This is a genomic window from Microcoleus sp. POL10_C6, assembly GCF_036701585.1.
In the GTDB taxonomy this organism is placed as follows: domain Bacteria; phylum Cyanobacteriota; class Cyanobacteriia; order Cyanobacteriales; family Microcoleaceae; genus Microcoleus.
Map to the genome: position 1 here is coordinate 92,425 of NZ_JAUBRB010000001.1, position 20,203 is coordinate 112,627.

Below are 20,203 nucleotides of genomic sequence, written 5' to 3' on the forward strand. Positions count from 1 at the left end.
AAAATCAAAAATCAAAAATATAACTATGCTTTGGCCCTACGTCACTCCAGGCATCCCGGATGACTTATTTGAACGTTTACCGGGAATTCCCATGAGTAAGCGAGAAGTCCGACTGCTGTTAATCTCCCACCTGCGGCTGCAAGCAGATTCAGTCGTGTGGGACATCGGTGCAGGTACTGGTACGATCGCCGTAGAAACAGGTTTGCTGTGTCCCAAAGGTCGGATTATTGCCGTCGAAAGGGACGAAGAAGTAGCAAGCTTGATTCGCAGAAATTGCGATCGATTCGAGCTCAACAACGTAGAAGTCATAGAAGGCAGTGCCCCGGAATGCCTGGAAAACCTGCCCCAACCCCCCCACCGAGTCTGCATCGAAGGAGGTCGCCCCATTAAAGCCATTCTCCAAGAAGTCTGGCGGTACTTGCAACCCCACGGTAGAGTTGTCGCCACAGCCTCGAATTTAGAAAATCTTTACGCCCTTTCCGAAGGGTTCGCCGAGTTGCAAGTCCGCAACATCGAAGTAGTCCAGTCCGCCGTCAACCGCTTGGAGACTCGCGGCCTCAGCCAAACCTTTGCCGCCGTCAATCCCATATTTATTCTCAGCGGCGAAAAGCTGGATTAGAAGTTAGTTGACAGTTGACAGTTGACAGTTGACAGTTGACAGTTAACAGTTAACTTTAACCTGGTTCCTCGGCAGATCCTGGGAATACATACCCAATGCCCCATGCCCTATGCCCTATGCCCATTCCTAAATGTAATTCTTAATCTTTTTTAAGTTCACTTAACCTTCATACTTAGAATAAGGGCGACCATAGCTGGATTGACCCCCTGAGTTGAGATTTTGGATCATCGCCAGTTGAGTATTCGGCTTGGCTGTGCAAGGGAGGAAACCGTACCCTAACAATCCTTACATCCTTGCGTCGAATGACACCGCCCAAAAACGGGTACAAGCCGCCGACAATCGTCGTGAACCACCCAAAATTTTAGACCAAGGTTCAATCTCCCAGATTCATCTGTGGAGTAAATGTAGAATCTAAAATCTAAAATCTAAAATCTAAAATCGAATGATCCACCGCCGTCTGCAAGAGAAATTCATTTTATGCCTTGGTCTCGTATCCTGAGTGGAATAGTTGCGATCGCCCTTGCTTTGGGAATGATTATTATGGGCGGATGGTACTTCACCGTCGGCTTCGGGATCATCGTCTACCTAGGTCAATTGGAATATTTTCAATTAGCCAGGGCTAAAGGCATTGCACCCGCTGCCAAAACTACTTTAGCCGTCAGTCAAGGGCTATTAATTACTGCCGCCCTAGCGCCGGAACTCGTAGATGCCATGTTCCCCTTAGCGGGAACCTTAATTTGTTTCTACCTGTTATTCCAGCCTAAATTATCGACGATCGCCGATATTGCCTCCTCAGTTTTAGGATTGTTCTACGGCGGTTATTTGCCCAGCTATTGGGTACGGCTGCGAGTCGGCCTCGACCCAGGGAATCTTGCTACAACCCAACTTTCGCAAGCAGTAGCAAGCAATTTGTCGGTTAACATTTACCCGTCCCCGTCTTGGACAAATTCCAGCCACATATCTTTAGGATTGACTTCGCTGCTGCTGGCTTTCTTCTGCATCTGGGCCGCTGACATTGGGGCTTATTTTGTCGGCAAATTCTTCGGGCGCACTAGCCTATCCCACATCAGCCCCAAAAAAACCGTTGAAGGTGCCGTATTTGGAGTTTGCGGCAGCATCGCCGTGGCAGCCGCTGGGTCTTGGTATTTACACTGGCCGGGGTGGCCGTATACTGGGGCTGCTTTTGGTCTGTTGATTGGGGTTGCTAGCCTGTTGGGAGATTTAACTGAGTCGATGATGAAGCGAGACGCCGGCGTTAAGGATTCGGGACAGTTGATCCCCGGTCACGGTGGCATTCTCGATCGCACCGACAGTTATGTTTTTACCGCCCCCTTAGTCTACTATTTTGTGACTTTACTGTTGCCCGCGATCGACTCTTTTTTAATTAATCGGTAATTGGGAATTGGGAATTGGGAATTGGGCATGGGGAATTGGGCATGGGGAATTGGGCATGGGGTATGTATTCCCAGGCTATACCGAAGAACCTGGTTAAAGCCAACAGTCAACTGTCAACTGTCAACAGTCAACTAACTAAGGCAAAACTCTAATTCCTCCCCGACACACAATCTCCCCCTGACTCAAAATCAATTCTTCAATCTCAACTTCCGGCCCAAAATCAATTTTAAAACCATTGAAATCACTGCTCTTTAATTCTCCATCCATTTTGATTTCTGGTGATTCAAACATCAATTCGCGACCGCTGGCTATCCGCAAACCCGTCCGCAATACCAAAGGCATTTGCCTACCGCCAGCGCGCAAAATTGCAGCCGAAAGCGTCAACAAACCCGCCTCAATTGCAATCTGCGAATTTTGCAACTTCAGCGACTGTTCCCTATCTGTCAGTGGCAGCATTGGCAGCAAAAATTCGCTTAAAGCATCAGCCAGCAAAGGCGCTTTCAGCGACGCATTCAAATCCGCTTGGCTAAGCCTCAAAACGCCTGCCACGGGAACGGATTCCAGGAGGCGCAGGGGTTTGCCTTTGAGAGCTTGACCGAGGTTGATGCGAATGCCGCAGCCCTCTATCGCAACTTCAGTTAGGTGTAGTCCTTTATACACAGCACCGCGAGCTGCCGCCGTGACTTTGGGGATCGCACCGCTGAAGATTTGTCGATCGCTCCCCTCAATTTTCACCTTCAACTCATCCACCTGCTGAACTTGCGATCGCAGCCACAACTGCACAGCCGGAGACAGCACTGCGCTCGCGATCCGGCTGCCTGGACTCGCCGAAGGTCTCCCGGGTTCCTCGCCGAGATTAACAGTCCCACCAGAGCCAGCAGCGCCATCTCTATTGTCAAATTGAAGAGAGTTTCGATCGACAGTCATAAACAATTTCAGAATATAAACCTTAATATTCAAGCACATAAATTTAACTAGAACTTGCACATCCAGCCTCAAAAATCCGGTTTCTGCACAAATATACGGCTATCAACCTCTGATTTTCGTGAGAAACCGGGTTGATGAACACAAGTCCGATTAACTCCAAAATCAAGCATCAATCTGGCATCAGCAAGGCCAGAAGCAGAAAAATTCTCACCTTTGTCCCCTTGGGATATTGGGGTAGTTCACGAGTTGTGCGATCCCGATGAAAAATTCGCGATCGAGCGTATAAATTTAACCAGGAGTACGGGATTTATGGTAGTGTTGGTTTATGGTCGGGTCAGACCCACACCTTTCAAACCAGCCGCAAACCAACGGTGCAAACCTGTGCCTGCAGCGAGTCTTTTCGTCGTAGTTTTTGCACAGCATTCAGGGTAATGCCATCAGGACAATCTGCACCGGGCACAAGGACAATCTGCACTCTTGCCGGGCGTCCTGTAATAATTGGTCAGCATTATAATTTATTCCCAACCAGGAATTGAGCATTGCTAGTACGGTTAATCAATTAACCGTGTCGTGTTTCCTCCCCACCGTTCGCTCGTTGGGGATTTCCACACTCCCGTCATGTCTGATGAAAGGCTGCAAAAAATCCTCGCCCAGTGGGGCATTGCCTCTCGCCGTCTTGCAGAACAGATGATTGTAGCTGGACGAGTCCGAGTTAATGGCAATATTGTTCGCTTAGGAGAAAAAGCGAATCCCGATCGCGATCTCATCCAAGTCGATGGAGTCCCGGTGAAACCAACGGATCGACCCGCAAAGGTCTATCTGTTGCTCAACAAACCGGCAGGCGTAGTTTCTACTTGCAGCGATCCAAGGGCCCGATCGAAAGTTCTCGACTTGCTGCCACCCCAACTGCGCTCGGGTCAAGGCATCCACCCCGTAGGACGCTTAGATGCGGATTCCACCGGCGCCCTCTTGCTCACCAATGATGGTAAGCTGACATTTTGTTTGACCCATCCGCGTCACTCGATCGCCAAAACTTATCAGGTTTGGGTGAGCGGCGATCCCCCGGAACCCATACTACAAACGTGGCGTCAGGGCATCATCTTGTCCGGCAGAAAAACTTTGCCCGCGAAAGTTAAAGTTCTCGATCGCGCGCGAGACCAAACTCTGTTAGAAGTCATTCTATCAGAAGGCAGAAACCGACAGATTCGGCGAACGGCCGAACAGTTGGGATATCCCGTGGTGCGCCTGCACCGCACAGCCATCGGCCCGATTCAATTGCAGCGGCCCGGTTCGCCAATATTGCCACCCGGCTGCTGCCGACCCCTAGAAGATGCGGAAATTATTTATTTATGGAATCTAGTCAACCTAACATCAATAAGCGTGCCAGTAAATTCCCAGGAGCACAGCATATGACAAAGAATTTATTGTTTTTATTCTTCAAAACCACTAAGCAGAAACTGCACTCCCAAGAGCCAGAAACAGCTCAGAAGAAGCTAGCGGAAATAGGAACTCAACTCCGCCAGTACCGCGAACAGCAGTCGATTTGTTTGGACAAAGTAGCCGTGGTAACAATGATTCGGCGGAATCTACTGCAAGCCATCGAGGACGGTCAACTAGACCAACTTCCCGAACCCGTCTACACTCAGGGTTTGATCAAGCGCTACGCTGAAGCAATGGGTTTGGACGGAACTCAGTTTGCCGACTTTTTCCCGATCGAACCGCCACCCCGATCGAGAACCAAGCTATCCTGGCAAGATGGGCCTCAGTTGCGGCCGATGCACCTCTACCTCTTTTACACATTTCTAATTATCTGTTCGGTCAATGTCTTATCTCAGTTGATGAGCGGTTCTGTTACCGCAAAAAACGGTGCCGGAACCGAAGAACTAGCACTTGGGCAGCAAGAAAAAGCTCGTTTAGCTGCTGAGGCATCAAGACCCTCACAAAATCAGAAACCGGATAGTTACGAGGCTGTCGAAGCAGTAAGAACCGGTCAAAATTTAAATAAATCTGGCAATAAACCAGTAATGGTTAGCGTCACTTTTAAAGCAGAATCGTGGATGCAGGTTGAAGTCGATGGTAAAACAGAGTTTGAGGGAACTTTGCCGACCGGGACTGTTCGCACCTGGGAGGCTCAAAAGCAATTAGTAGTGGTAGCAGGTAACGCCGGCGGGGTAATGGTTGCTCTTAATAACGGACAGGCCGAACCACTCGGAGATCCTGGAGTCGCCAAAGAAGTTGTTTTTAAAGCAAACGAACTCAAGCCTTCAGCACCGCCCAAGAATGAAGGTTGAGTGTTAATTGGTAATTGTTAATGGGTAATAGGTAATAGCGGGCAGTCCACAGAGTTTAATTAGAATGTCCGTCTTGATGCACTAATTACCAATTACCAATTACCAATTCTATCAAACCCGGTTGCATCGGAATAGTCAAATCCAGTCAACAGTCAACCACGGATGGTGCAACCGGAATTGATCTAATTCATCTGCGTTAATCTGTGTTTATCTGCCTGTCTCTGCGGTTTAAAAAAGAGAATTTCTTCACCGCAGATGACAAGGGATTGACGCTGATTCACGCAGATAAAGAGTAGAGAGATAGGAAGAATTCCGATGCTAACAGATTTGATATTACCCATTAACAATTACCAATTACCCACTGCCCACTACCCCTTACCGACGATCAATGTTTATTAGGAGCGCGCCCGCAGATGTAAGTCATAGTTTTTAGCCGATCCCTCACATCCCAATTCAAAGCTTCGGGTCGATACCGCCAGCCCCAATTTCCCTCTGGTTTCCCCGGAAAATTCATCCGCGCGTCAGTATCTAAACCCAACAAATCTTGAAACGGCACAATTGCCAAATTAGCAATAGAAATCCAGCCCATGCGGATTAAAGACCAGTGAATGCCTTGGGGATCGATGCAGCCCAAATAACGCAAAACCTCATCTCTTTCGTAGTGTTGCAGTTGATTGAACCAGCCGACAGTCGTGTCGTTGTCGTGGGTGCCCGTGTAAACTACGCAGTTGCGATCGTAGTTGAAAGGCAAAAAAGGATCGCCAGGGCCCGCGCCAAAAGCAAACTGCAAAATCTTCATTCCTGGAAACTCGTATCGATCGCGCAAAGCTTCCACTTCTGGAGTAATTACCCCTAAATCTTCAGCGATAATCGGCAAGTTGCCAAACTTCTCGTTAATTAGATCCAACAAAGCTGTTCCCGGCGCTTTAATCCACTCTCCCTCGATCGCAGTTTCTTGTCCGCGCTTCACCGCCCAGTAAGCCTCAAATCCTCGAAAGTGGTCGATCCGAGTCACGTCTACATAAGAGAAAATCGCTTCAAAACGCTGCACCCACCAGTCGAAATTAGTTGCTTGCAACTTCTCCCAATTGTATACGGGGTTGCCCCACAATTGACCTGTATTGCTGAAGTAATCTGGGGGAACTCCTGCCATTAAAGCTGCTTCTCCAGTGGCTTCATCCAAGCAAAATATTTCTGGATGAGACCATACATCGGCGCTATCGTGAGCTACATAAATCGGAATATCGCCAATAATTTTAATGTCCCGCATATTAGCATAGCGTTTCAACTCCGTCCACTGGCGAAAAAACTCAAACTGAACGTATTGGTAGTAATAAATCTCAGCATTTAGCTGCTGACGCCACTTCTCTACTGACTCTGGTTGTCGACGGGCAATTTCTGGTTCCCAATTGTTCCAGCTAACACCGCCAAAGTGATCTTTTAGTGCCATAAATAAGGCGTAATCTTCCAGCCAATTCTCTTTGCTTTGGCAAAAACCTGAGAATTCTTTTTGCTGGATCGGAGATGCTTTGGCTTTGAAGTTTTCGCAAGCTTTTTTGAGCAAAGGTACTTTCAGCGCGATCGCTCGATCGAAGTCTACATAATCCAGCGGAAATTCTGGCAAATTAGCGAAGTCTTCATCTCCGAGCAATTGCTGGTCCCGCAGCAGTTCTGGGTTGATCAGCAGCGGATTTCCCGCCATTGCTGAATAGCACGAATAAGGAGAATTGCCGTATCCTGTCGGCCCCAGCGGCAATACCTGCCAGTATTGCTGGTCGCTCTCTACTAAAAAGTCAATAAAGCGATATGCTTCTATTCCCATGTCTCCAATGCCAAATCGACTGGGAAAGGACGTGGGGTGGAGTAAAAGGCCACTCGATCGGGGAAAAAGCATAATCTATCTAAAGATATAGGAATTTAACATTGACAATTTGACCTCTCTTCCCTACTAATTAAACTTCGTAGTTTTGAGGGAGATTCTCAGGGCAAATTCTTTTGTGATTGTCTCATATTTTCTGCGATAACGTGCTTACCAAATATTTTTATAACACTCTACTCACAAGTCCTGAGTAGAAAGGAAAACATCACAATCTGAAGTTATGCGATCGCCCTGCTTTCACAGCTAGGTTTTTTTACCCAGGCTCGTTTGCTGCAACAAAGTATTTTGCTTGAGCGTACCCGGTTTCTGCTTAATCTTTAAATATACTTTTCTTTTGTTTTCGCCCCCTCTCTCTGCAGTCGTAAATTGCCCGCCAACAATCAGCCATCACTTAAGCAGAGCCAATGCACAAATTAGCCGGCTGTTTTGTATCTCAAAAAACAGCCGGCTGCGAAATTACTGGTGATAATGCTTAGTTCACGCTTGCTTGTTCAACAATTTCTGCACTTGTTTGAGAGCTATAGCGCCGACGTTGTAAGCAGCCCAGCCGCCCGCCAACAATACGGGCATCAATACTATTAGTATGCGGAAGTCAAAATCCATGAGTTCTCCTCCTAAAGTTTTTTAACAAATTCTCATAATCTATTTGTATCTCATTTTGTCGCCATTCTCCTGACTCTTTAACCAAATATTCGGGATACACAGGAGGACATCGCTCCGCAAGAATTGAGAGCGAAAGCGAAACTCCTAGGCGGGCGATCGGCATTCGCTGCACTAATTATCCCACAATCTGTTTGGCAATCCCTTCCACCACCTTAGTTAGAGGGTCGTTAGGGAACTGCAGCGCAAACACCCCCTTGCTGGCGAGCAGCATCATCTTGTCGCTGTGGGGCAGTACCCCTGCCACTGGGATTTTGTAAATACTCTCTACTTGCTGCTTCAAATCCTCGAAATCCAGCGATTCTGGGGCTTTATTAATCGTCATCAAAATCTTGGGAACTTCTAATTTGCGGGCCACATCTACCGTGACAGCCGTTCCCTGAAAATCTTGCTGATCCGGACGCAGAATCAGCAGCAGGATGTCGGAAATGGTGATGCTGAGGAGGGTTTCTTCGTTGAGCCCCGGGTGCGTGTCTATAAATAGGTAGTCTAAGTTCAAAACCTCGATCAGTTCTTGAAAGCCGTCGGTAAGCAGTCCCACATCGTAGCCTTCCCGTAAAACTCGCGCTATCTCCCCTGCTTTAATGCTCGAAGGAATCAGGTAGAGGCTGCCGTTACTGGCTAATTTTGGCAGTAGCGAACTCACATTGTAGGCCGTATCCGCGATCGGACACCGGCCCCACAGGTAATCGTTCAGGCAGCGATCCATGTTGCTCTCGCTGAAACCGAACAGCACGTGAATCCCTGGTGATTGAATGTCTGTGTCCACAATGGCGACCCGATTTCCGCCGCGAGCGATAATAGATGCCAGGTTTGCTGTCGTGTTCGATTTGCCAGTTCCGCCCCGGTAAGAGTGGACAGAGATGATTTTGGACATGATCTGCGTAGGAGGGTAAGAAACTGCGAGAACCCATTATGATGCAATTCTCGATGATGCAGTCGAGTTGTCTCTCATTCTTCCTTGCCCCCCAAATCCTCCTTATCTGTTAAACTATCAATTTTTTCATCTTTTATCATCTTTTGGGCGCCCCTGCGCTGCCGCATCTGTTTGGCTTTGGTTTGCAAATCGCTGAACTCGTCATGTTTAGTTTCGGCTGAACTAGCACCGCCGCCCGCATCGCACGCAGCCGTTTTTGAGCTGTTTTCCGATTCAGTCACGGCGGCGCGCTGCTTCTGCTGTTTGGCTTTTTCCTGCAACTGAGCTAGGTATTCGTCTGTCTGACTTTCGACCTTGGGAAGCTCTGGGGTACTTGCAGTTATTTCTTGGGGTTCGGAAGGTGCTTTTTCAGAGGTTTCTTGTTTGCTAATCCTCAGTTTATCTTTCTTTTGCTGCAATTCTTTAAAGAAATCAGATTCTATGATTTCTGCGACTTGCTGTTCTTTTTTGGCTTGGTCTATTTCGATTTTGAAGACTTGTTTAACTCGATCGCTAATTGCTTTCCCGTATCCGGCTTTATTAAATCTTTCTGCTGATACAATGCTACCGCCAGTTAAGATTAATGCCAAGGCTGGCGCTGCCACAGGCACCCACCCTCCCAACAGAAAAATCCCAAAACTAATCGCGCAACACCCGGACAGCACTGCTCCGAATGTCACCGTCAACTTCGCTGGGTGAGCCATCCGCGATGCCAACGTTCCTCCGACCATTGACCATGCCGAAATCCACAGGATTTCTGCCCATTCCGGCCAAAACCACAACATCGGTCTGTTGTCTAAAACGGCACTCAAAATTTGGCTGACTACTTGTGCGTGTGCCACGATACCAGGCATGAATTGGTTGCTTTGCTGTCGCCCACTGTAAGGAGTATAAAAGAAATCTTTAACGGTTTCTGTGGTGTAACCGATGAGCACTATTTTATCTTTAACTAAATTCGGGTCAACTTTCCCTTCTAAAACATCGGTGATTCTGACTTGGTTTGCGACTTGCTGCTTGGAACGATAGTTAATTAATATTTGATATCCCCTGACATCGGCATTTTTGTATCCTCCGTCATTGCTTGCGAGTTGTTTTAATTGGGTTTCTCCCAGCCATAAAGATTGATCGGGTGCCAGTTTGGGATAGATTTTTTGCCCTTGCAGGTAGCGGAGTGCTAGCTGGAGGTTGAAGGAATATAAAACTTGAGAATCGTCATTGCAAAGATGTTTTTGGGCCGAGGAGTTGCCCTCAATTGTCGGTGGTTTCATAAATAATAAAGCCCTGCGGAGTATGCCACCCGGATCGACTCCGAAATCTGCAAATCCCACCCGGTTTTCTGGCAGCCCCGGCGCAGGCGGAGAACCTGGATTGTCGGGGTTCCCGTCGGTGACTAAACATACCCCGATAATGCGATCGCTTTTTTGTAAAATTTTAGTTAATTCCTCGCGCCCGTCTCCTAATGGTACGTCTCGCAGTACATCTAAACCGATGACTGCCGGCTGCATTTTGTCGAGTTTTTGTAAGATTTCAGCTATTTTGCGATCGGATATTGGCCACTCTTTCAGTTTCTGAATGTCTGCTTCGGTAATCCCCACAACTAGCAAACGCGAGTCTGGCTGTTCATCGGGACGCCACCTCACCATTTGGTCGTAAGCGCTTAATTCTACTGGTTCGAGTATTCCTAGCTGTCTGGCCCCCATCAAGGATAATGTTACTGCCGCGCTGGCAAGTAATACAGACTTAGCCAACGCTAGTGATGGTTTATACATTTGACTCAATTGAGCCACTGTCGATCGAATGTTGTTAGATATTTTACTCATTATCCCAGCATAAAAGTTTGACTCGTTTCTGGAACAGCAGTTGTTTCACATTTTCCGCCTGCTGGAGGCTTCCTCCATCTTAGAACACTCGGAAACTGCGACCACTTTGTTACAAAAATTTACAGTACATAGCGAGCAACTGTATCCAATGATACTTGCGGCCTAAGCAACCTGATTTTTCCGACAGAGAATCCCCTTGCCGCTCGAATTAATAAATGTTATTGATGATATGTCAAGGTATAAATTGTGTATCTGCGCCCTCGACTAGCAGCTCAAAAATATTTGTCGCCATCAGCCAATGCCTGTGTTTGGAATTATAGTGAAAGGTACAACAAAATGAAACGTTTTCTACATCGGGCTACACTTGCGGTCGCCGTATCTGCGATCGCAGCTACCGTACCCAGTTCACTTACACCGATGCGCGCACAATCTCAGCCGCTTCTACTGAGTCAAAATGTTAATTTCAAGCCTCCCGACGTAACAGCCCCGGCCGGCAGACAAGGAGGGACACATCGTGGCAACAAGCTTTGTCCAGCGGGTTTATCTATTACTCCTTTAGTGCCTCCAACTAATATCGGTTTAACCCTAACAGATTCTCCCACAATTTTTGTCTATATTCCTAACACCTCGCCCGAAATAGAGTTTACTTTGCTCAACGAAAAGGAGGACAAAGTGGTCTACGAAAAAACCTTTAAACTAGACAAATCCGGGATTGTTGGAGTTAGTATTCCGGCTACCGTGGACAACAACAAATCCCTTGAAGTTGGCAAGCGATACGTATGGTCATTTTCGATGGTTTGCGACCCCGATGACCGGTCTGCGGATTTAGTTGTTAAAGGGTTCGTACAGCGAATTGAACCGCAGGCAACTCTCAAGAGCGATTTGGCAAATCCCGACCCCATGACTAGGCTCAACGTTTATGCTCAAAATGGGATTTGGTACGAAACTCTCGCTACTTTAGCCCAAATGCGGCGTCAGACACCGGGGGATGTGAAGCTGACAGCTAAGTGGACGCAATTATTGCAGTCCCAAGGACTGGAATCTGTTGCAGCTCAACCACTGGTTGCGCCTCTTTAAATCTCGCTATTTCGGGAAATTTTGTCGGTCTGTCGATGGCGATGTGAAAATCGACCCATTTACTTGATCGCGCCCGGGGCTAAAACTCCGGGTTAACATTTAGAGATACGCTCTATAAATATTTCTACAAGTTGGTGAAAAAATGAAACGTTTTATACATTTTACTGCACTGGCGATGACTGTATTGGCGATCGCCGTTACTCTCCCCAGTTTGCTGACACCGATGCAGGCTGTGCCTGCACCCATGCTGCTGAGTCAGAATGTTAATTTCACACCTCCCGATGTAACAGCCCCCGACAACAGGCAAGGGGGGACGCATCGAGGCTGTAAGTTACGGGATGGTTTATTCATTACTCCGTTAATACCTGAAAGCAATATTGGCTTAACGCTAACAGAGTCGCCAACATTTTTTGTATATGTTTCTCAACCGGCGGCTCAAGTAGAGTTTATTTTGCTAAACGCAGATGAATCCGAAGTAGTCTACGAAACTACTTTAAAAAATGACAAAGCCGGAATTGTTGGAGTTAGCCTTTCTGAGAAAGACAAGACAAAAAATATTGAGGTTGGTAAACGATATGTGTGGTCGTTTGCACTAGCCTGCGATCCTCTGGAGCGTTCGGGAGATTATATTGTTAAAGGATGGATGCAGCGAATTGAACCCCAGGCAAATCTCAAGAACGATTTGGCAAATCCCGACCCTATGGCTAAGGTGATTGCTTATGCTAAAAATGGGATTTGGTACGAAACTCTTGCGACTCTAGCCGAAATGCGGCGCCGCGCACCCGATGATTCGCGGCTGACGGCCGAGTGGACGCAATTGTTGCAGTCCCAAGGACTAGAATCGATTGCCACTCAGCCGCTAGTTCAGTCTTTTGAATAACGACTCTTGACCAATCACTGCTGAGTGTTTGCATAGTCAATTCTTCAATGATTCAATCCAGTGACCGAAAGCAGCCAGGGTACAAGCCCCCGTCTTTATCCTGGCACCACCAAAAAATAGTATCCGATAACAAGTCCCCGGATTCATCAGTGAGATCGCTTTCTTCAATTCTCAAATTCTTCAATTCTTCAATCCAAAATCTAAAATCTAAAATCTAAAATCGATTGATGGCTAATAACTTTCCGACAATTCTAGCTCTTGATTTTGACGGTGTGATTTGTGACGGACTAATCGAATATTTCCAAACCGCTTGGCGTACCTACTGTCAAATCTGGAAACCAGTCGAAACAGTGCCAGATCCAGATTTAGCTTTGAGTTTTTACCGAGTGCGGCCCGCCATCGAAACCGGTTGGGAAATGCCACTGCTGATCCGCGCGCTGCTGACAGGAATTTCCCCAGAGCAAATTTTGCTAGAGTGGCCCAATATAGTACCGCATTTATTGACCGAAAATAATTTAAAAGCGCAGTCTGTCGGTGCTATGTTAGACGGATTGCGCGATAATTGGATTGCTGAGGATTTAGCAGGGTGGCTGTCTTTGCACCGCTTTTATCCAGGGGTTGCGGATCGGTTGCACTCGTTGCAGGAGAGTTCGGTGAAAGTGGCGATCGTCACTACAAAGGAAGGTCGTTTTGTGCGAGAACTTTTGCAGCTAGCAGGGGTACAAATGCCGTCAGAGTTGATTTTTGGTAAGGAATACAACAAGCCTAAACACCAAATTTTGCGGGAATTTTTGGCCGCGTCTGGCAAAGATTCGACTATTTGGTTTGTGGAAGACAGGTTAAAGACTTTGCTGTCGGTGAAGCAGCAGCCGGATTTATCTCAGGTGAGGTTATTTTTGGCGGATTGGGGTTACAATACTTTACCAGAACGGGAATCTGTGGCTCAAAATCCACCAGTTCAATTGCTTTCTCTGTCCCAGTTTGCCGGAGATTTTGCAGATTGGCTGCCGATCGACTGTTGATGTTAGATTTGTTTACAGTAGTGATTTTTTTTCGCTTTTCAGAGTCAAAAAAAATCACAAAATTTTACATCTTTTTTGTTGACTTTTGCGGCGTAGACATGGTATTTTAGTATAATGGGATGGTGGCAAAAATAATATTTTTGCTACCATCCCATTATACTAAAATAAATATAACAGAAATCCCTCATAAAAGCAAGGCGATAAACAAAAAAAAATGTTTTTTTTATAGACTATTGCAGGTACTCTTGACATCAAAAATCGGGTTTTTTTACTATTTATGCGGGCTGGTACGAAGTATTTTAGTTGCTCAAACCGCGTGGATGACAAAAAACCAAGCTTCGGAACCCAAAAATTGAAAAGTGTTTTGATAATTTCTCAGCTTGAAAGCTTTCTAATATTGAGACTTAAAACCCATGCTGGATTTAACTAAAGCAGCCAAGGCAATGCAGGGAATGAGCCAACATTTGAATGTGGAAGCGGCAGCCGCTCGCCAGCGTTTGGAAGTGGCTCAGAATTTGCTGGTAAAGGCTGCAGGCGAACAGGAAAAATTGGTGGAATTGCAAGAGAATTGGCGAGATCGCACTTTATTTAATGCTGCCACCCCGATCGAGCCATTGTCCGATCGCACCTACATCACCGCACCCCCCGCCGCTCACACAGTCTTTGCCACAGACGGATCGCAAATTTCTCCCAACCATCACGAAATAGCCTACTGTTACCTGCTAAACGTCGGCACAGTCATGCTGCACTACGGACAAAGCCGGCACCCAGTTTTAGACAGCGTACCCGAGGTTTTCTACAAAGCCGAAGACTTGTACGGTTCGCGGCAGTGGGGAATTAGAACCGAAGAATGGATGGGATATCGGCGCGCAGTTTCCGAAGCAATTGCCTTAGCAGAAATGGGCTGCAATTGGGCAAAAGTTAACGACAATAAATTGCCCGCGCCAGCTTTAGCAATGGTAGACGGTTCCCTAATTTATTGGTTTTTGGAACAGTTACCCACCGATGCGCGCGATCAAATTTTGCTACCAATTTTAGAATCTTGGGACAAGTTGCGTCTAGCAGGAATTCCGCTGTTAGGATACTTAAGCGCTTCTCGCAGCAGCGAAACCTTATCTTTTTTACGATTTGAAGCTTGCACCCACGAAGTACCAGACTGCATGACAAATTGCCCGAACGTCGGATTTGCCGCCACAATTTCTTTCGCCGAAAAAGCACCTTGTCAAGAATTTGAACCTTTGCGAGATGCCATATTGTGGGCAACAATCCTGTCACCGGGACAAAGAAGCCCTTTATGGAAGTCCCAAGCTCGAATTTTAGATTTGTACGGCGTTAATTCCGTCTATTTCTGTTACGTTCACGTTGGCACAGAAATTGCTAGAATAGAAGTGCCGGAATGGGTAGCACAAGATACAGCACAGCTAGATTTAGCATTAGGAATGATGCTGGCTCAAGTACACAAAGGCGGCGGGTATCCGGTGACGCTAGCAGAAGCTCACAATCAAGCGGTAGTCACGGGGGGCGATCGAAGTCGCTTTTTCGCTTTGTTAGAGCAGCAAATGATTAAAGCTGGCTTAAAAAATGTGGGAATTTCTTATAAGGAAACACGGAAACGCGGCAGTATTGCTTAAAGTAATAAGTAGAGTCCTGGAGGCAGAAACCTGGTTTTTTACGAAAATACTGAAATTGAGCCTTTAACACAGATAAAAAACCAAGTTTCTTTGGTTTTGATACGTAATTTATGTAGAGTTAAAAATGTTATATGCCAATAGAACTAATTATCTTAATTGCTTCGTTACTTGTATCTTGGTTAGTGTTTAATTGGGCGTTTAAAGTATTGAAAGCCAGCATCGGGACAGCGATTGGTTTAGCAGCAATTGTGCTGACGATGCAGTTATTGTTTGGCATCGGCCCAAATCAGTTGTTTCAACATATAATTCACCTGCCCGAAACCCTGGGGAAAATGATTTCGGGCAAGTGAGCCGATTTTAGATTTTAAATTTTAGATACCCGACTTCTTCCAGAAGCCGGGTATCAGGGGATTCCGAGAATTTTCCCTCTTCCTTCTTCCCTCTTCCCTCTTCCTTCTTCCTTCTTCCTTCTTCCTTCAGATATTAACTTCCCAGCATTTGCAACTTGTACAAACTGGCATACAACCCTTCTTGCTGCAACAACTCTTCGTGGCTGCCAGACTCTACTAACTGCCCGCGTTTGAGCACTAAAATACGATCGACATTTCGGATAGTCGAGAGCCTGTGGGCAATAATTATCGCCGTTCTGTCCGCCATCAAACGCTCTAGAGCTTCTTGAATTAAAGCTTCTGTACCCACATCCAAACTAGCAGTTGCCTCGTCTAGAACTAAGATACTGGGATTGCGAATAGCGGCGCGAGCAAACGCTAATAATTGCTTTTGTCCCCCCGAAAGATTCGTCCCCCGTTCCCGCAATTGCGTGTCATAACCTTGAGGCAACTGTTCGATTAACCGGGCAACATTTGTCTTTTCTGCTGCTGCTTGAATTTCCTCAATCGAGTAACTTTCTCCCAGGCTGATATTGCTCTTCACATCACCAGCAAATAGAAAGCCATCTTGGATAATTACGCCTATGTGCCTGCGTAACTCTGCTTGAGGCAAATCCCGAATATCGACATGATTAACCAGAATCCGTCCTCGGCTAGGTTCGTAAAGGCGGCACAGAAGACGGATAATCGAACTTTTGCCTGCACCGGTGGGGCCAACTAATGCTACTTTTTCGCCGGATTTGATGGTGAAATTGAGGTTTTGCAGGACATATTCGTCTTGTTTGTAAGCAAACCACACGTTGTCAAATTGGATTTCTCCCGATTCAGAATTCTGCGATTTGGCATTTTCTCCCCCCCGAAGCTTCGGGGGGTTGGCGGGGGGTGATGGGGGATTGTTGGGCAATAAACGATATTCTGAACTTGGTGGATTTTGAGGATTATCTGCCAATTCGCGATCGAACGGAGACAAGTTGTAAGCCGTTGCCTCTGGATGTCCAGTTATCAACAACGGTGAATAACCTGTCCTTCTTCCTTCTTCCCTCTTCGCTTTTCCTTCTTCCCTCTTCCCTCTCCCTTCAAACATCCGTGTATCCGTGTCAAAATCCGTGTTGTGCCCTTCCTTCTTTGCGCTGGTTGGATCTTTAATTTCGATCGGTTCGTTGAGAATATCGCTAATGCGTTCGACGGCGGTAAATCCTGCTTGAATGGCGGTAAATTTCTCAGCAAATTGCCGCAGCGGATCGAAGAGACGCTGAGCAAATAAAATGAATGCAGAGAGAGTACCAAAGTTAAGATTACCGGCTAAAACCCTTTGACCACCCATCCACAAAACCGCTGCAATAGCTACTAAAGCAATCCATTCTAAAGTCGCAGATACGGCTGAGTCGTAAAATATAGTTTTGTCAACTGCTTTAATGTAGCGTTTATTGGTGACGCGAAACAATTCTGAGTTGAATCTTTCGCGGCGGAATAGCTGCACTACGCCAATACCAGTCAAGTTTTCTTGCAGTTGGGCGTTGAGTTCGGAAAGTTCTTCTCTGGTATTGTAATTGGCTATGCGATATTGGTACTGGAAATAAATTATGACGGCGGTAATTGGTATCATCATCAGCACCAACATTAAAGCTAGTTGCCACTGCATGGTAAACATGAAAATAGCAATTACTAAAATTGAAAATAGATCGCTGACAATGCCGATCGCCCCTGAAGAGAAAACCTCTCCCAAAGCTTCTACATCGCTGGTGAGGCGAGTCATCAGTTTGCCGACAGGAGTGCGATCGAAAAATCTCACTGCTAGCGATGTGACGTGGGCGAACAAATCATTTCTAATATCTGTAGTAATTATTTGCCCTACTTTCGTGACGCAATAGCCTTGAAGTGATTGCAGTGCTAATCTAAGTGTTATAGTTAGCATCAGCAAAATAGCCAAAATATTCAAGGCAGCAGATAGAGGCAATCCTCGCAATAATTCGTAGGTAGGTTCCGAGCGAATTACCGAAATTGCCTGTCCGATGAGAATGGGTTGAATTGCTCCTGAGACTGCTAACGGTACTAATAGTGCGATCGAAATAATCAGCAAGCGTTTGCTGCGGGTTGCGTAAGATGCCAACCTCAGAAATAACCGCCAGTCTGTTTCCTGGCCGGATTTGTTTTTGGTGTCTGCTACTGGTGAGGAAATTGTCATCCGATTTTAGATTTTAGATTTTAGATTTTAGATTGCAGAAGCTATTATGCTGCTAAATTAGGCGGCTTTTGCTGAAGATATCGAGCTTTTTTTCGCTGCGCGGCTTGTAGGGCGGGCGGCGAGATCGGTTCTGTCAGCTTTTAGCAAAAAAGCTGTACAATATATCCAACTAATAATTGTAGCAAATAGAGTCAGTCAAATTAGCAAATCTTCTACATAGCCAGCAAATTATCGAACCAGACAGCGCTCAGTCGCCCATATTTATTACAATTGCGGATACCCGCTACTTGCCACTTTATGCCTTTAGACATAGAGTTAGCCACGGGTTTTATTTGCTGGATCAAATGCTAGGTTTTCCAAAGGCAGTTCACTGCATTGAAGAGATTGATTTTACATTTCACCGTCGTCCCCAGGAAAGTGTATTAGACTTTTTGGTTAAAAGTTATGCAAGAAATAGAGACAGCCCGATTGTATCTGAGACAATTTACGCCAGACGACTTAGATGAGCTGTACCGTATTTACAGTGATGCAGAAATAATGAAATACTTGAGAGGAGTTAAAACTAGAGAAGAAACAGAAAGTGCCATTCATAACATGGTCCAACATTGGGCAGAAAACAATTTCGGAATGTGGGCTTTAGTACATAAAATAGACCGTAAAATGATTGGCCGCTGTGGACTGGCTTTTCTGGATCAGACACCGGAAGTTGAGCTGGGCTATGCGCTAGACAAAGTTTATTGGAATCAAGGATTGGTAACAGAAGCATCTTTTGCTAGTCTTAACTATGGATTTCAAATATTAAAGTTGGAGAGAATAGTTGCGATCGCCCGCCCAGAAAATATCGCCTCCCAGCGGGTGATACAAAAAGTTGGCATGAAATATGAAAAAAATGCTCGTTATTACGAAACTGATGTACTATATTACTTTATCTCGCGAGAAACCTACGAGTCATTCGATTTTAGATTTTAGATTTTGGATTTTGGATTGACCGCACGGATCAATTCGGGGGCTTGAGGATTTTAGATTTTGGATTGATTGCACGGATAAATCACGTGGCGGGTACCATGAAGAAATTCTCGGTCAAAAGTAGTTTTGTAAGGCGTGCATTGCACACCTTACTGCATTTAAATTACTCGCATCGCAAATTGGCATTATTGTCGGCTGACAACTACGAAGTTTTTTGCAATTGCTTGTTAACTTTTTGAATTTTCTTAGCAAAATACTCTTGTCTGTGTCCCAATTTTTTAGCCACTTCTAACCCTTTTTGATAGGATTCCAAAGCTTTATCGTAAGCCTTCATCTCTTGATAAACTTGACCGATCTTGTCATAAGTGTTCATCAAGCCGTAGAAATTGTAAGCCCGCTCTTCTAACAGCAACTGCATTTGATAAATCCGCAAAGTCTGCTCCCACTGCTTTTGCGATCGATAAAGTAATGCTAATTTATCTAAAGCTTCGCTAGCTTGGGCATACTGTTGAATAGGGACGGCTAAATTGTAGGCTTCCTGATAGTATTGAGCGGCTAAATTGATTTGACCTATGGTTTGGTAATCACTGGCGATCGCAATTTTGAGCGGTGGTATAGCGCTGGGGTTTTGTAAGTTAAGATACACCGATGCTAGTTTTTCCCTAGCTGCGATCGCCTTTAGGGGTTGTTTCGACTGCTGGTAAACGTAGGCCAACTGTCTCAGAGTCTCTACCTCAGTTGGAGGAGTTACAGGCTGCGGCGGCGCACCGTTTCCCGCAACTACAGCAGAACTTTGCACAGCAGAATTAGCAGCAAATAAATCCCGGTTTTCCTGAATTAAAGTTGCCAATTCCTCATACACGGGAGCAGCTTTATCGTAACTCAACCAATTGATATGAATCAGCCCGATCGCCTTCAAAATCTGACCTTGAGCCAATATATCTTGGTTTTGGCGCGCATTTTCGAGAATTTCTTGGTAAACTTCTACAGTCGGCCCTTTAGCGCGCACCTGCTGAAAAGCCGCAGCGAAGACGGGGAGCAACTCAGTATTAAGTGGTACTTGGGATTTGACTTGTTTTTGAATTGCTTGCAACCGTTTGGTAATAAGCTGTAGTTCGAGGTTTTTACCATTACTCCAAGCAACACTTCCCACCCGACTCAAAGCAGCAATTTCCGCCGCCGGCCCCAGATACCTCCGCAGCCGCAATTCTCGGAACCAAATTTCAAAAGCACCCGCGCCGTCTCCAGCTTGCAGTTTAGCCGCTGCTTCTAAGTTTAACTCTTCCAAAGCCGCTGTCAGTTCGTCCCGCTGAGTGCTGCTCAAAGATTCGTTAGCGGGAGTTAGGGGATCGGGTGTGGTAATTTCTAGAGGATTAGGAGAAAATTGATCGAGGCCTGGTGAATTAGTTTGGGCGCTAGCAATAGAACCAGCACACAGCCACAAAAAAAGCAAGCACCCAATTGGCACAGAACTTCTGATTCTCAAAATTTGCTTGCCGCGATTCGGCATCTTTTCTGGAAACATCAAGTTTTGCATATCTACAAA

The 20,203-nt window shown here is 46.1% G+C and carries 17 protein-coding genes; 10 read left to right on the top strand and 7 right to left on the bottom strand.

Features of this window, described 5'->3' with window-relative positions:
* Window positions 1–25: 25 nt before the first annotated feature.
* Window positions 26–619 carry a precorrin-6Y C5,15-methyltransferase subunit CbiT gene (cbiT, locus tag QUA34_RS00355; RefSeq protein ID WP_172184729.1) on the top strand — a complete coding sequence of 198 codons (594 nt, stop codon included), beginning with the start codon at window positions 26–28 and terminating at the stop codon, window positions 617–619.
* A gap of 477 nt (window positions 620–1,096) precedes the next feature.
* On the top strand, window positions 1,097–2,014 hold the full coding sequence (locus QUA34_RS00360; RefSeq protein WP_333383153.1) for a phosphatidate cytidylyltransferase: 918 nt from the start codon (window positions 1,097–1,099) through the stop codon (window positions 2,012–2,014).
* 135 nt (window positions 2,015–2,149) lie between these two features.
* On the opposite strand, the gene QUA34_RS00365 is transcribed toward QUA34_RS00360, so the two are convergent.
* Window positions 2,150–2,941, bottom strand: coding sequence for a DUF2993 domain-containing protein (locus QUA34_RS00365; RefSeq protein WP_333323897.1), 792 nt, complete (start codon window positions 2,939–2,941; stop codon window positions 2,150–2,152).
* Window positions 2,942–3,559: 618 nt separating this feature from the next.
* Here QUA34_RS00365 and QUA34_RS00370 point away from each other — a divergent pair.
* The gene (locus tag QUA34_RS00370; protein WP_333324001.1) at window positions 3,560–4,354 is read left to right on the top strand and encodes a pseudouridine synthase; all 795 of its coding nucleotides are present in this window, start codon (window positions 3,560–3,562) and stop codon (window positions 4,352–4,354) included.
* Window positions 4,351–5,232, top strand: a complete 882-nt coding sequence (locus QUA34_RS00375) for a RodZ domain-containing protein (RefSeq protein WP_333323895.1) — start codon at window positions 4,351–4,353, stop codon at window positions 5,230–5,232. The genes QUA34_RS00370 and QUA34_RS00375 overlap by 4 nt, the downstream gene beginning before the upstream one ends.
* Before the next feature lie 385 nt (window positions 5,233–5,617).
* On the opposite strand, the gene malQ is transcribed toward QUA34_RS00375, so the two are convergent.
* The 4 genes from malQ to QUA34_RS00395 form a co-directional block, all read right to left on the bottom strand.
* Window positions 5,618–7,126, bottom strand: a complete 1,509-nt coding sequence (malQ, locus tag QUA34_RS00380) for a 4-alpha-glucanotransferase (RefSeq protein ID WP_333383154.1) — start codon at window positions 7,124–7,126, stop codon at window positions 5,618–5,620.
* Between the two features lie 462 nt (window positions 7,127–7,588).
* Window positions 7,589–7,714: a photosystem II protein Y gene (locus QUA34_RS00385; RefSeq protein WP_333053037.1), complete on the bottom strand. Its 126-nt coding sequence runs from the start codon at window positions 7,712–7,714 to the stop codon at window positions 7,589–7,591.
* 175 nt (window positions 7,715–7,889) lie between these two features.
* Window positions 7,890–8,648, bottom strand: a complete 759-nt coding sequence (locus QUA34_RS00390; RefSeq protein WP_333383156.1) for a MinD/ParA family protein — start codon at window positions 8,646–8,648, stop codon at window positions 7,890–7,892.
* A gap of 74 nt (window positions 8,649–8,722) precedes the next feature.
* Window positions 8,723–10,507, bottom strand: a complete 1,785-nt coding sequence (locus QUA34_RS00395) for a CHASE2 domain-containing protein (RefSeq protein WP_333383158.1) — start codon at window positions 10,505–10,507, stop codon at window positions 8,723–8,725.
* A gap of 336 nt (window positions 10,508–10,843) precedes the next feature.
* On the opposite strand from QUA34_RS00395, the gene QUA34_RS00400 reads away from it, so the two are divergent.
* The 5 genes from QUA34_RS00400 (at window position 10,844) to QUA34_RS00420 (ending at window position 15,467) form a co-directional block, all read left to right on the top strand.
* Window positions 10,844–11,584, top strand: coding sequence for a DUF928 domain-containing protein (locus QUA34_RS00400; RefSeq protein ID WP_333323886.1), 741 nt, complete (start codon window positions 10,844–10,846; stop codon window positions 11,582–11,584).
* 142 nt (window positions 11,585–11,726) lie between these two features.
* Window positions 11,727–12,464 carry a DUF928 domain-containing protein gene (locus tag QUA34_RS00405; RefSeq protein WP_333323884.1) on the top strand — a complete coding sequence of 246 codons (738 nt, stop codon included), beginning with the start codon at window positions 11,727–11,729 and terminating at the stop codon, window positions 12,462–12,464.
* Window positions 12,465–12,691: 227 nt separating this feature from the next.
* Window positions 12,692–13,486, top strand: coding sequence for an HAD family hydrolase (locus QUA34_RS00410; protein ID WP_333323999.1), 795 nt, complete (start codon window positions 12,692–12,694; stop codon window positions 13,484–13,486).
* A gap of 413 nt (window positions 13,487–13,899) precedes the next feature.
* Complete coding sequence (locus tag QUA34_RS00415; protein WP_333323882.1) at window positions 13,900–15,117, top strand: DNA double-strand break repair nuclease NurA; 1,218 nt, start codon at window positions 13,900–13,902, stop codon at window positions 15,115–15,117.
* Between the two features lie 131 nt (window positions 15,118–15,248).
* Entirely contained in the window at window positions 15,249–15,467 is a 219-nt protein-coding gene (locus QUA34_RS00420; RefSeq protein WP_006633087.1) for a hypothetical protein, read from the top strand.
* A gap of 133 nt (window positions 15,468–15,600) precedes the next feature.
* Here the strand turns inward: QUA34_RS00420 and QUA34_RS00425 are convergent, their stop codons facing one another.
* Window positions 15,601–17,691, bottom strand: coding sequence for an ABC transporter ATP-binding protein (locus tag QUA34_RS00425; protein WP_333323881.1), 2,091 nt, complete (start codon window positions 17,689–17,691; stop codon window positions 15,601–15,603).
* 444 nt (window positions 17,692–18,135) lie between these two features.
* Between QUA34_RS00425 and QUA34_RS00430 the strand changes: the two genes are divergently transcribed.
* Entirely contained in the window at window positions 18,136–18,660 is a 525-nt protein-coding gene (locus QUA34_RS00430) for a GNAT family N-acetyltransferase (RefSeq protein WP_333383160.1), read from the top strand.
* Between the two features lie 199 nt (window positions 18,661–18,859).
* Here QUA34_RS00430 and QUA34_RS00435 read toward each other — a convergent pair whose 3' ends face one another.
* Window positions 18,860–20,182, bottom strand: a complete 1,323-nt coding sequence (locus QUA34_RS00435; protein WP_333383163.1) for a tetratricopeptide repeat protein — start codon at window positions 20,180–20,182, stop codon at window positions 18,860–18,862.
* Window positions 20,183–20,203: the final 21 nt, after the last annotated feature.

Excerpts from the sequence above, each read along its gene's own strand:
- QUA34_RS00400 (WP_333323886.1), top strand. The coding sequence starts at position 10,844 with ATGAAACGTTTTCTACATCGGGCTACACTTGCGGTCGCCGTATCTGCG.
- QUA34_RS00365 (WP_333323897.1), bottom strand. The coding sequence starts at position 2,941 with ATGACTGTCGATCGAAACTCTCTTCAATTTGACAATAGAGATGGCGCT.
- QUA34_RS00435 (WP_333383163.1), bottom strand. The coding sequence starts at position 20,182 with ATGTTTCCAGAAAAGATGCCGAATCGCGGCAAGCAAATTTTGAGAATC.
- QUA34_RS00425 (WP_333323881.1), bottom strand. The coding sequence starts at position 17,691 with ATGACAATTTCCTCACCAGTAGCAGACACCAAAAACAAATCCGGCCAG.
- QUA34_RS00395 (WP_333383158.1), bottom strand. The coding sequence starts at position 10,507 with ATGAGTAAAATATCTAACAACATTCGATCGACAGTGGCTCAATTGAGT.
- QUA34_RS00410 (WP_333323999.1), top strand. The coding sequence starts at position 12,692 with ATGGCTAATAACTTTCCGACAATTCTAGCTCTTGATTTTGACGGTGTG.
- malQ (WP_333383154.1), bottom strand. The coding sequence starts at position 7,126 with ATGCTTTTTCCCCGATCGAGTGGCCTTTTACTCCACCCCACGTCCTTT.
- QUA34_RS00430 (WP_333383160.1), top strand. The coding sequence starts at position 18,136 with ATGCAAGAAATAGAGACAGCCCGATTGTATCTGAGACAATTTACGCCA.
- QUA34_RS00405 (WP_333323884.1), top strand. The coding sequence starts at position 11,727 with ATGAAACGTTTTATACATTTTACTGCACTGGCGATGACTGTATTGGCG.
- QUA34_RS00360 (WP_333383153.1), top strand. The coding sequence starts at position 1,097 with ATGCCTTGGTCTCGTATCCTGAGTGGAATAGTTGCGATCGCCCTTGCT.
- QUA34_RS00370 (WP_333324001.1), top strand. The coding sequence starts at position 3,560 with ATGTCTGATGAAAGGCTGCAAAAAATCCTCGCCCAGTGGGGCATTGCC.
- QUA34_RS00385 (WP_333053037.1), bottom strand. The coding sequence starts at position 7,714 with ATGGATTTTGACTTCCGCATACTAATAGTATTGATGCCCGTATTGTTG.
- QUA34_RS00420 (WP_006633087.1), top strand. The coding sequence starts at position 15,249 with ATGCCAATAGAACTAATTATCTTAATTGCTTCGTTACTTGTATCTTGG.
- cbiT (WP_172184729.1), top strand. The coding sequence starts at position 26 with ATGCTTTGGCCCTACGTCACTCCAGGCATCCCGGATGACTTATTTGAA.
- QUA34_RS00415 (WP_333323882.1), top strand. The coding sequence starts at position 13,900 with ATGCTGGATTTAACTAAAGCAGCCAAGGCAATGCAGGGAATGAGCCAA.
- QUA34_RS00375 (WP_333323895.1), top strand. The coding sequence starts at position 4,351 with ATGACAAAGAATTTATTGTTTTTATTCTTCAAAACCACTAAGCAGAAA.
- QUA34_RS00390 (WP_333383156.1), bottom strand. The coding sequence starts at position 8,648 with ATGTCCAAAATCATCTCTGTCCACTCTTACCGGGGCGGAACTGGCAAA.